This window comes from Clostridium sp. KLE 1755 (assembly GCF_000466465.2).
Classification (GTDB): Bacteria; Bacillota; Clostridia; order Lachnospirales; family Lachnospiraceae; genus Eisenbergiella; species Eisenbergiella porci.
The window spans coordinates 63,149-74,990 of sequence record NZ_KE992646.1; the positions used below are offsets into that span (position 1 = coordinate 63,149).

At 49.3% G+C, this 11,842-nt stretch carries 8 protein-coding genes; 7 read left to right on the plus strand and 1 reads right to left on the minus strand.

What is annotated here, in order from left to right; all coding sequences use genetic code 11:
* The coding region (locus tag HMPREF1548_RS01025; protein ID WP_021633774.1) for a sensor histidine kinase at positions 1-908 on the plus strand (908 nt) is incomplete at its 5' end.
* Between the two features lie 131 nt (positions 909-1,039).
* Positions 1,040-2,305 (plus strand): alkyl/aryl-sulfatase, encoded by a 1,266-nt coding sequence (locus tag HMPREF1548_RS01030; protein WP_021633775.1) that lies wholly within the window; start codon positions 1,040-1,042, stop codon positions 2,303-2,305.
* Between the two features lie 21 nt (positions 2,306-2,326).
* Here HMPREF1548_RS01030 and HMPREF1548_RS01035 read toward each other — a convergent pair whose 3' ends face one another.
* Positions 2,327-2,779 carry a MarR family winged helix-turn-helix transcriptional regulator gene (locus tag HMPREF1548_RS01035; protein ID WP_025487381.1) on the minus strand — a complete coding sequence of 151 codons (453 nt, stop codon included), beginning with the start codon at positions 2,777-2,779 and terminating at the stop codon, positions 2,327-2,329.
* 342 nt (positions 2,780-3,121) lie between these two features.
* Here HMPREF1548_RS01035 and HMPREF1548_RS01040 point away from each other — a divergent pair, with 342 nt between their 5' ends.
* From HMPREF1548_RS01040 to HMPREF1548_RS01060, 5 genes are all read left to right on the plus strand, one after another.
* Complete coding sequence (locus HMPREF1548_RS01040; RefSeq protein ID WP_021633777.1) at positions 3,122-5,530, plus strand: efflux RND transporter periplasmic adaptor subunit; 2,409 nt, start codon at positions 3,122-3,124, stop codon at positions 5,528-5,530.
* Positions 5,527-8,550: an efflux RND transporter permease subunit gene (locus tag HMPREF1548_RS01045; protein ID WP_021633778.1), complete on the plus strand. Its 3,024-nt coding sequence runs from the start codon at positions 5,527-5,529 to the stop codon at positions 8,548-8,550. Before HMPREF1548_RS01040 ends, HMPREF1548_RS01045 begins: the two co-directional genes overlap by 4 nt.
* Positions 8,547-9,656: a DUF362 domain-containing protein gene (locus HMPREF1548_RS01050; RefSeq protein WP_021633779.1), complete on the plus strand. Its 1,110-nt coding sequence runs from the start codon at positions 8,547-8,549 to the stop codon at positions 9,654-9,656. The genes HMPREF1548_RS01045 and HMPREF1548_RS01050 overlap by 4 nt, the downstream gene beginning before the upstream one ends.
* A 419-nt stretch (positions 9,657-10,075) precedes the next feature.
* Complete coding sequence (locus tag HMPREF1548_RS01055; protein WP_035320511.1) at positions 10,076-11,173, plus strand: PDDEXK nuclease domain-containing protein; 1,098 nt, start codon at positions 10,076-10,078, stop codon at positions 11,171-11,173.
* 39 nt (positions 11,174-11,212) lie between these two features.
* Positions 11,213-11,548 (plus strand): hypothetical protein, encoded by a 336-nt coding sequence (locus HMPREF1548_RS01060; RefSeq protein WP_021633781.1) that lies wholly within the window; start codon positions 11,213-11,215, stop codon positions 11,546-11,548.
* The last annotated feature ends 294 nt before the right edge of the window (positions 11,549-11,842 follow it).

The window sequence follows — 11,842 nt, forward strand, 5'->3', positions numbered from 1 at the left end:
TGCACACGGCTTCCGACTGCGTGCAGCGCCTGATTGACGGTATTCCCGAAAGTGACGGGGCGGCGGCATTTTTTTCCCAGGAGGATACTGTGACGGGGAAGCTGCAGACCCAGATTTACAAGCTGTATGACATTATGAAGGCCCATGAGGAACAGGAGCTGGCGTTAAAAAACCAGTTAAGCGGGCTGGTTGCGGATTTGGTGCATCAGATGAACACGCCGCTTACCAATATACGTATGTATTGTGATTTCCTGCAGATGCCGGATCTGAGCGCGGAAAATAAGAGTCATTTCCTGTCCAATATATCCAGGCAGGCGGAAAAGCTCGGCTGGTTTGGGGAAGGCTTTGAAAAGGCGGCAAGGCTGGAAACGGATATCATTACGCTTACGCCAGTGGAACAGGAGCTGCTTCCGATTATTTTGGAGGCGGCAAATCAGGCGTCACCCAGGGCGGAGGCAAAGGGCAGGGAAATCCGTCTGGAGGGAGACCGGGGCATCCGCGTCTGCGTGGATGGGAAATGGACGCTGGAGGCTGTTTTTAACCTGCTGGACAATGCGGTAAAATACGGTGCGCAGGGCAGTGATATCCTGATACGCATGAGCGCCTGTGAGCTATACGCCTGTATTGAGGTATGCAGTGAGGGAAACAGGATACCGGAAGCGGAAAGAAATACTGTTTTCCAGCGGTTCTACAGGGGAAAGCAGGCCGCCATGCTGCAGGAGGGCGTGGGGCTGGGCCTGTTTCTGACCCGGAAATTCATCAGTGATCAGGGAGGCTATGTATCGATAGACAACTACGGGGAAAACGGCAACAGCTTCCGCATTTTCGTCCGGCGAAGCGGCGATAGGCCGGGGACGGAGGAAGAAGGCGGGATTGCCCGGAGCGTGGACGCGGCCGGCGCTTTGTGATAGTATATGTATAGAACAGCAGCCGGCCAGCCTGCGAAGCGGAAGATTTTTTTGCATAGAAGGCGGACCTGATAAATCAGTTTTTATAAAAAGATATTTATTTAAACTGTTTCAAAGAAGGAGGCACACATATGTTAACAGAGAACGGAAGCCTTCAGCTTCAGGATTTTACGGACAGGAATTTTCAGGAAGCCTTTACCCAGGTGACGGAGGGCGTGTGGCACGTATCGGGTCTGGGACACAGCAACGCGGTAGTACTGGAAGGAAATACAGGAGTGATCCTGATCGATACCCTGGATACGCTGGAAAGGGGAGAAAAACTGCTTCATTTTATCCGGGAAAAAACGGGAAAAGAAGTGAAAACGGTAATTTTCACCCATTCCCATCCCGATCACCGGGGCGGCGCAGGCGCTTTTCTGGGAAGCGATCCGGAGATTATTGCCTTCGCACCGAAAACACCGGCCCTGGAGGGCTCGGAATTGCTGCAGCAGATTCAGAACAGACGGGGAAGCAGGCAGTTCGGTTATACCCTTACGGACGAAGAAAATATTTCCCAGGGAATCGGCCGGCGCGAGGGAGTCGTATATGGGGAGCACCGCGCCTTTACCGCGCCGTCAACGGTTTATCAGGAGGACAGCGTGAGCCGTGAAATAGACGGCATTTCACTGGAAATGGCCAGACTTCCGGGGGAAACGGATGATCAGATATGCGTGTGGCTTCCGCAGAAAAGGGTTCTGTGCTGCGGTGACAATTACTATGGCTGTTTTCCCAACTTTTACGCCATCCGGGGCGGACAGTACCGCGACCTATCGGCCTGGAGGAAAAGCATAGACGCCTTGCTTGCCTATCCTGCGGATTACCTTCTGCCAGGACACACCGCAGTAATCTATGGAAACGATAACATCAGGGAAGTGCTCGGGAATTTCAGAGACGTCATAAATTACATTCTCACAAAGACCCTGGAAGGGATGAATGAGGGAAAAAGCCAGGAAGAGCTGGCCGCAGAAATACGGCTGCCTGAACAATATGCTGTCCTTCCGTATCTGGGAGAATTTTACGGCTGTGTGGAATGGACGGTAAGAGCGGTTTATACGGCCTATTTAGGCTGGTTTGACGGAAATCCCACACACCTTCACCCGCTTGCGCCCAAAAAGTACACTGAAAAAATGACTGCCCTGATCGGCGGAAAACGGAAAGTGTTCCGGGCCGCAGCGGAAGCATTTGAGGCGCAGGAATACCAATGGTGCCTGGAGCTGTGCGATTTGCTGCTGACAAACGATGATACGGACAAAGAAACGCGGCGCCTGAAAGCGGAGGCGCTGGACCGGATGGCAGAGTATGAAACCAGCGCCAACGGCAGACATTACTATAAAGAATGCGCCAAAGAGCTTCGCTGACCGAAGATCCCGCAGGAAAACCTATTTTTTACCCAAAGCATTGTATTCCTGGGCCAGTGCATCATAAATTTTATCAAAGGTAGCAAAAAACTGGTTCAGCTCCTCCCCGTCAATCCGGGAAAGGGCGCGCTCCACAAAAGAAGAAAGGGTCCGGAAGGACTCCTCATAGATTGCAAGCCCCTCTTCAGTCAGACAGACGTACGTATTACGGCGATCGTTTGTCTGGCTGCTTTTTTGCACCAGCCCCTTCTCCTCCAGCCTGCTTAAACACCGTGAAATCGTGGGAACCGAAACATGAAGCTTCTCCGCAAGCCCCGAAATAAGCGTATTTTCCACACCATCATACTGATTGGCGTCCCGGATAGTATACAGAGTAATCAGCTCACTTTCCGGCAGCGGCATAGGAAGCGCACTCAGCTTAAAACGATGAAATTTATTAATCAACTCAAAAGGAAATACATTCACATCCGCCATAACAACCTCTTCTTGCATTCAGCAATTTTACTCACACCAATTACTTTATTTTTCCAACAACAGTATAACACGCACCCCCCTGTAATGCAAAGCAGCCATACAGTTATGGTTTCACCGGGGCGGATGGGTCTCCCTCCCGGACTTATTTTATAGTTTTTTAATTGACTTATAATAATATGAAAGTTAGAATGGGATTGAAAATGGTTAGCATTGCTAAGTAACATGAGCTTCGCACATTTCGGCGCTGGAATGGATTCCTGCAGGGAGGAACGCCAGGGCCGGCATGTGCGAAGCTTATGCCGGTGATGCGGGATCAGGAAATAAATAAAATGAGGTGTTATTATGAAAAAAGAGAACCGTATGAGGAGCCTTGCAGTCCTGATGGCGGCTGTGATGACGCTGGGAGGCTGCGCAGGCAGTGCGGATACGGCCGGTACGGAGGAAACGGAGGCAGCGGATACGGCCCTTGCCGTGGAAGCGTCGGCGCCGGAAACAGGCAGCCTGGCAGTTTCCAGCACTTTTATCGGGACGGTAAGTCCCCAGGAACAGGTCAGTATCATACCGCTTGTTTCAGGCGAGGTGGCGGCGGTCAATTTTGAAGTGGGTGACCATGTACAGGCGGGGGATGTGCTGCTGCAGATTGATGATGAGGCAGCAAGGCTTCAGCTGGAATCGGCAAAGCTGACGAAGGAGGGCGCGGAGCTGTCCGCACAGCGTACCCTGGGTTCCAGCCAGGTCATGAGCAATCTGTCCATGGAGAGCAATCTTAAAAATATCCAGTATCAGATTGATATGGCGAAAAAGCAGTATGATTCTGCCGGAACCTCCATTGCGGATACCCAGCAGAAAAAAGAGGATATGAAGAGTGCTCTGAATAAAATCAACGACAGCATCGGTGATATGGAAGAAAATTATAAGAGCATGAAGAGCATGGCGGTGACGGCCAAGCAGTTCGTCTATCAGGACGCCAACGGCGTCTGGAGATGGGTGACTGATCCGGAGCCAAACTGGAAGGAGCTTTATTATACCGAACCTGGTGAAGGCGGAGAGACTAAGCCGGACGTGAATCCTGATCCAAATCCCGATCCGGATAATAAGCCGGATTCTGGCCAGAATCCCGATTCCAATACAAATCCATCGGATGGCACGAAGCCGGATGAAAACACGGACAAGACCAACGGAAGCGGTGAAGAAAGCAATGGAGGTTCAGCATCTGAAGGAGGATCCCAGGAGAATGGCGGCAAGGACCCTGATTCTCAGGGCAGCCCGGATAAGTCGCCTTCGGAAGAAGAGCATCAGGGAACGGACGGCGGCGGCCAGGGCTCTGCTTCCCAGGATTCGTCCACACAGGGGACAGCTTCCCAGGATTCTTCCTCACAAGGTTCTTCCTCCCAGAATTCCTTTTCCCAGGATTCCTCTGCCCAGGGTCCTTCCGCCCAGGAAGCCCCATCTCAGGAATCCACTTCTGCGTCCCAGAGCGGGGCTGAAAAGAGCAGCCATAACGAATCAACCCAAAGCAGCGAACTGCAGAGCAGGGCATGGGATAACGGAGCCGTACGGAAAACCTCCGACCATGAAAACCAATATGATAACAGATCGGCACAGACAGCCGTAGTGGCACAGGTCTCCTTCCGGACAGGCAATTCCCTGACAGCCGGTATCGGAAAGGGCGGCAGACACGGCCGCGGGAACGATGAACCGGAAATCATGCAGGCGGTTGCGGGAATTGGAAATAACAGTGATATTGTAATTCTTCAGATAGATAATCAGGACGGAACCAAAAAGAAAAGCTACGAAGAATATGTAAAGGATAAAGCAATCTATGAAGGTAAGTTAGAGGCGGTAAATAAATTCAGATCCGCAGGCTATTCAGCTGCAGACATCGGGGAAGGCCGTCTGGACAGCAGCCTGTCAACCTATGCTTCCCAGATTGCTTCCATGAAAACCCAGGCTTCCTCCCTGGAAAGCAATATTTCCTCCATTGACAGTAGCATTGATTCTGCGGAGACCTCCCGGTCAACCACCGGCGATACCATTGATTTTTACGAGGAAAATCTGAAGGATGCCCAGGTACAGTATGGCATCCAGAACGGGCAGGCGTACCAGGATACGGCAGCGGCCCTGCAGAACCAGATCGCTTCCTCCGACGTGGGGATCCAGAACGCCATGATGCAGCTGGAAAACTATACGCTGACGGCCCCTATTTCCGGGGTGATTGAGCAGAAAAATGTGGATGAATTCGGTATGGTAAGCGCCGGCAATCCGGTTTATGTCATATCCAACAAGGATTCCATGACAGTTACCTTTTATGTGAGCGAAGCGGTGAAAAACCAGCTCACTGCAGGAGAAACAATTACGCTGGAAAGGAACGGCGAGACCTTTACGGCAGGCATTACCCAGATCGGCCAGTCAGTTGACTCCAGGACCGGATTGTTTGAAATCAAGGCCGCCACGGAAAACACACAGCTTTCCAATGGCGTAACGGTAAAAATCACAGCCGACACTTACCGGACAAACGATGCGCTGCTGCTTCCCTATGACGCGGTATATTATGAAGCGGAGCAGGCCTATGTGTACTGCGTGGAGGACGGGATCGCCGTTAAGACACCTGTGGAAACCGGCCTGTACAATGAAGATAAAATAGAAATAACAGGCGGTCTTGCCGCGGACAGCATAGTCATACATACCTGGTCTTCCCAGCTGACGGATGGTGCGAAGGTGCGTCTGGTTGAAGGGGAGGACGCGGAATGAATCTCACAAAATTAGCGCTGAAGCGCCCGGTTTCCGTGATTCTTATCATATTGTCCCTGGCCGTTTTCGGCCTGGGCTCCATACCGGGCTTTAAAATGCAGCTGACGCCGGACATGGATATGCCCATGCTCATCGTAATGACTACCTACCCCGGCGCGGATCCGGAAAGTGTGGACGAACTGGTGACCAAGGTGGTGGAGGATTCCGGTTCCACCCTGAGCGGCATTGATTCCGTGACCTCACAGTCCTCGGAAAATCTGTCCATGGTCATGTTTACCTATGAATACGGCGTGGATATTGACGAATGCTATGCGGATCTGCGTACTGCGCTGGATACGGCCAGCCTGCAGCTGCCGGAGGACGCCTCCTCCCCTGTTGTCATCGAACTGAATATGTCACAGTCCGCGGACATGATCCTTTCTGCCCGCGCGCAGGGGGAGCAGGATTTGCGCAAAACCCTGGAGGATACGTTTATACCGGCTCTGGAATCCATCACCAATGTGGCCCAGGTGGATGTTTCCGGCGGCAGCCAGGAATACATCAGGGTTCTTTTAAAAGAAGATATGCTCAAGCAATACGGCCTGAATATGGCCGCGGTTGCCAACTATCTGTCGGCGGCGGACTTTACCGTGCCCGCGGGCAGCGTGAAGCAGGGCAGCCAGGACATTTCCGTCAGCGCGGCCATGGAATTTAATACTGTGCAGAAGCTGGAGCAGGTGCCGATTATCACCGCGGCCGGAAGCGTGGTCCATCTTTCCGATGTGGCTGAGGTTTCCATGGCACAGGAAAAGGCGGATTCCATCAGTAAAAGCGACGGCATGGAAAATATCAGTATTTCCATCCAGAAAAAACAGAGCGCCAGCGTGGTGCAGGTAACGCAGAAGATTGAAAAGCTGATTGCGGAATATTCGGAAAAAAATCCGGGAATCGAAATAAGCGTGGAATACAATTCCAGCGATATCATTACCTCCTCCCTATGGTCGGTGGGAAAAACACTGATTGCGGGCGTCCTGATTTCCATGGCGGTGCTGTTCATCTTTTTCGGGGATTTCAAAGCCAGCCTTATCGTGGGAAGCTCCATGCCCATTTCCCTGCTGGCCACGCTGATTCTTATGAGCATGATGGGCTACTCCATGAATATCGTTACCATGGGATCCCTTGTAATCGCCATCGGTATGATCGTGGATAACTCCATCGTCGTGATTGAAAGCTGCTTCAGGGCCAGGGATACGCATGAGGACTATAAGGAAGCGGCGCTGTGGGGAACCAAGGCGGTAACCATGTCAATCATCGCTTCCACAATTACTACAATCGTGGTATATCTTCCCCTGGCCACCGTGGATGATCTGGCGGGGCAGATGTTCGGCCAGCTGGGCTTTACCATTGTATTTGCCATGCTTGCCTCCCTGATATCAGCCATGACTCTGGTGCCCCTCTTTTACTCCCTTTTCAAGCCCACGGAGAAGAAGGAGATTCCGGCAAACAGGATCGTGGATAAAACCACCCGTGTATACAGGAAAATCCTGAGAAAGGTGCTTCACAGGAAGCTGGTGGTGGTGGGCGTTACCCTTGCCCTGGTGGCTGTGGCGGGACTGATGCTTACTCAGGTAAATATGGAGCTGATGCCTGCCTCCGATGAAGGAATTGTGGAGGTTTCCGCTTCCTTCCGGCCAGGAACCACGCTGGAGGACAAGGAAAGCGCCATGGAAAAGCTGGAGGCGCTTGCCAAGGCAGAGCCAGACGTGGCATCCTATAGTGTTTCCATAGAAAGCGGATCTTCCGCCAGCCTGCGCGCCTACCTGAAAAGTGATAGGGAGCTGTCCACTGCGGATGTGATAGAAAAGTGGAATAGGGAAACCAGGGACTATACGGGTATGGAGCTGGATATTGCTTCCGGCGGCAGCAGTATGGGAAGCGGCATGATGTCCTCTTCCACCACGGAAATCGATCTGCAGGGCGCGGATATGGAGATTTTGAAAAAAGCGGCCCGGAAAGCCCAGGAAGCCATGGAGCAGGTGGACGGCGTAATCAAGGTAACATCCTCCGCCCAGGACACGAGCACCGCGGCCAAACTGGAAATCGACCCGCTGATGTCCATGCATTATGGAATGACGCCCGTGCAGGTGGCGGGCAGCATCCGCAATATTTTAAGCGGAACGGATGTGCTTACCGTAACAAAGGACGGAACGGAATATGAGGTGAAGCTGGAATATCCAGAGGGGCTGTATGACAGCATGAACAGCCTGATGGATGCCACTCTGACTAACAATCAGGGCATTCAGGTCCCTGTGCGGGAAATCGCCCAGGTGGTATATACGGATGCGCCCCAGACCATCATGAAGGTGGATGGCAAATATCAGATCAGCCTTACGGCGGCCACTACCCAGGAGGCACGTTTTACCGCGCAGAAGACACTGTTGCAGACGGTGGGAGCGCTGACGCTGCCGGCGGGCGTGGAGGTGGCGGAGGATATGGTGACGGAGATTATGAACGAGGAATTTGGCGTTCTCTACCAATCCATTTTAATCGCCGTATTCCTTGTTTTCCTGGTGATGGCCATGCAGTTTGAATCACCCCGTTTTTCCTTCATGGTTATGATGTGTATTCCCTTCAGCCTGGTAGGCTCCGTTTTCCTGCTGTATATTGCAGGAATCACCATCAGTATGGTTTCCTTAATGGGATTTTTGATGCTGGCCGGAATCGTGGTGAATAACGGTATATTATATGTGGATACCGTGAACCAGCTGAGACAGGAAATACCGCTGGAGGACGCGCTGATCGATGCGGGAGCCATCCGACTGCGCCCGATCCTGATGACCACCCTCACCACCATTCTCTCCATGCTCCCCATGGGACTGGGAATCGGAAGAAACAGCGAAATGATGCAGGGCATGGCTCTTGTTATTATCGGCGGCCTGGTGGCCTCCACACTGCTCACCCTGCTTCTGATGCCTACCATTTATCTGATAATAGATAAGAAAAAACCTAAACGGTTACAGGCGGAGAATAAAACACAATGATGGAGAAAAAGGATATCCTAATCATTCACGGTACGGATTATAAAAATATGACCATCCGCATTTTGAAGCGTGCGGGCCTGGCGGAGCTGATCGGGGACAGGAACAAGAGAATCGGCCTGAAGCCGAATCTGGTAGTGGCCAGGGATCCAAGCGAGGGAGCGACAACCCATTCTGAGATTCTGGAGGGCGTGGTTGCATACCTGCAGGAGTGCGGTTTTAACAATCTTATAATCATGGAAGGATCCTGGGTGGGAGACAATACCCGGGATGCCTTCCGGGCAGCCGGCTACGAACGGATTTCCAGACAGTACGGCGTGCCGTTTAAGGACATGCAGGCCGATACCTGGAAAAGCTGCGATGCGGCAGGCATGGATATCCGGATCTGCGATACCGCGGTACAGATGGATTTCATGATCAATCTGCCTGTGCTGAAAGGGCATTGCCAGACACTGATCACCTGTGCTCTGAAAAACAACAAAGGGCTGATTCCCAACGCTGAGAAACGCCGTTTCCATACGCTGGGGCTGCATCGTCCCATCGCCCATCTGAACACCGTGGTCCGAAACGATTTTATCCTCGTGGATAATATCTGCGGCGATCTGGATTTTGAAGAAGGCGGCAATCCGGTGGTAATGAACCGGATTTTAGCTTTCCGCGATCCGGTGCTGTGCGATGCCTTCGTCTGTGAGAGCATGGGACATAAGCCTGAGGAAGTGGATTACATTATGCTGGCGCAGCAGCTGGGCGTGGGAAGTGCGGATACCGCGAAGGCCCATATGGTATATCTGAATGAAGACCTATCGGCAAAGAAAATGCCGCCCATGACAGGCCGGGTTAAAAAACTGGCCTCCTATACGGACAGTCAGGACGCCTGCAGCGCCTGCTTCGGTTCCCTTATCTATGCGCTGGACCGGCTTCAGGATCGGGGAGAGCTGAAAAAAGGACTGCCTCCCGTTGCCATCGGCCAGGGCTTCCGCGGCAAAACCGGGGATATCGGCGTGGGGCATTGTACCGTCTGCTTTTCCAAATCCCTGGAGGGCTGCCCTCCCAAAGCGGCCGATATGGTGGAGTTTTTGGAGAAAGAATGGGTATGTAAGCATATGTAGCCAATTGCGAAAGCATTGTGCTTTTGTCCAAACATACTGCCAACTAATACATTAAAGGAAAGCTAAAACTGTACGAACTGGAGATCTGAAAGCAATAGTAGAATATTTGGGATAGATGAAATTCTGAAAATTAGATGATTAAATATAAGAATGAAAGAGGCAGAGCTATATGCTGTGTAAAGTACTGGTAGACAGCGGCATGGGCTCTGCTTCTTTTATAGAAAAGCGTAATTAGATTGATGTGGAACTAGAAATGATGGGATATAAACAGTAAAGCACGGTTAAATATGTTATAAAGTATATGAAGATTGGTTTTTGATGTTTTTTTGTATGAATAATGGTATAATAACAAAAGCTATACAAGAAAAATAGAAAGACAATATCTGAAAATGATTGATGGAAGAGTGGGTGTAAGGCAGATGGCAGATATACTGACAGGGGAAGAATTTGAAGGTGATTATAAAAAATGGATATCTGAAGTAAGCAATCGTTTTAAAACCAGTCAAATTAAGGCATCTATAAAAGTAAATGATGAGATGCTTCGTTTTTATTGGCTTCTTGGACGAGATATTGAGACATTGAAGAAGAATGAGACATGGGGCAGCCATGTTTATCAAAAGATAAGCAAAGACTTAGTAAAAGAACTACCGGAGATCAAGTCATTTTCACCAAGAAATCTACAATATATGAATCAGTTTTACAGGTTGTATTCGGATGTAGAGATTACGCCCCAACTTGATGCGCAAATTAAAAGTATAATTACGCCCCAAACTGGTGCGCAAATTGATAAGAATATAATTTTTATGATTCCATGGGGCCATCATAAAGTTATCATGGATAAATGTAAGGAGGATCAACAGAGAGCATTGTTTTTTGTACAAAATGCACTCGAAAATAATTGGTCCAGAGCTGTGCTGCTAAATTTTCTTGATACGAAGCTTTTTGATAGACAAGGTAAAGCAGTTACAAATTTTGAGTATACACTTCCACCGGCACGAAGTGATTTAGCACAGGAACTCACGAAAGATCCCTACAATTTTGATTTTATAACACTGACCAAGAACTATAATGAAAAAGAATTAAAGGATGCATTGATGGATAATATTACAGCATTTTTGCTAGAACTTGGAAGTGGGTTTGCTTTTGTTGGGCGTGAATACCGGATTGAAGTTGGCAATACAGAAAATTTTATTGACATGCTGTTTTATCATATCAAATTACATTGCTATGTGGTAGTTGAGGTAAAGGTTACAGCGTTTGAACCATCTTTTACAGGACAACTTGGAACATATGTGGTTGCAGTCAACCATATCCTAAAATCGGAGATGGATGCTCCGACTTTGGGACTGTTGGTATGCAAATCTAAAGATAATATTCAGGCGAAATATGCAATAGAATCCAGTAGTCAACCATTGGGAATATCAGAATACGAACTTTCAAATTTGGTGCCAGATGACTTTAAGGGAACACTGCCAACGATTGAGGAAATTGAAGCTGAGCTAAATGAACATAAATAGGTAGTATTGGCTATGCGCTTCTCAAGGAGGAGTGTAAAAATGGCCAGATATACAGATGATGATATACGCAAAGCATCAAAAATTACATGTAAGATGGCTGGAGAATATTTAGGTATATCTTCGATGGCGGTTAGTATTGGTATGAGAAACAACCTTTTACCAATAGGATTTGCGATTCATAATGAAGAAAGGGATCGATCATATTCAGAAAGTTGGAGTTATCATATTATCGGGGAACGTTTGATAGCATATAAATATGGAAAAATTACAGAGGTTCAAGTTCAAGGTATAGAGAAGAAGCTACAAACTATTATTGAACAATTTCAGGAAATGAAGAATGATTTGGTTTTTATATTAAGCGAAGACGCAAAATAAGAGACATTGATTTGTTTGAATATGCGTTTTCGCTTTTTTCCTATAGTACAAAAGAAGGGGAGGCTGGTAGTGATGGAGAATAAACAGGAGGCAGACAGAAGAGGGAGATATCATTCCAGCCGAGATGATATACCCTTATTTGTAAATGATGTTTAGGAAAGTTCGATGGTAAGAATTCACAGATGTTGTTACGTTCACTTTCCCAGGCAGATGGTTCTTTGCGTAGTAACTCAATGCTTTCGATTCTTCTGGATAGACACTGGCGGGTGTGTCAAATAAACTGTGTATCACGTG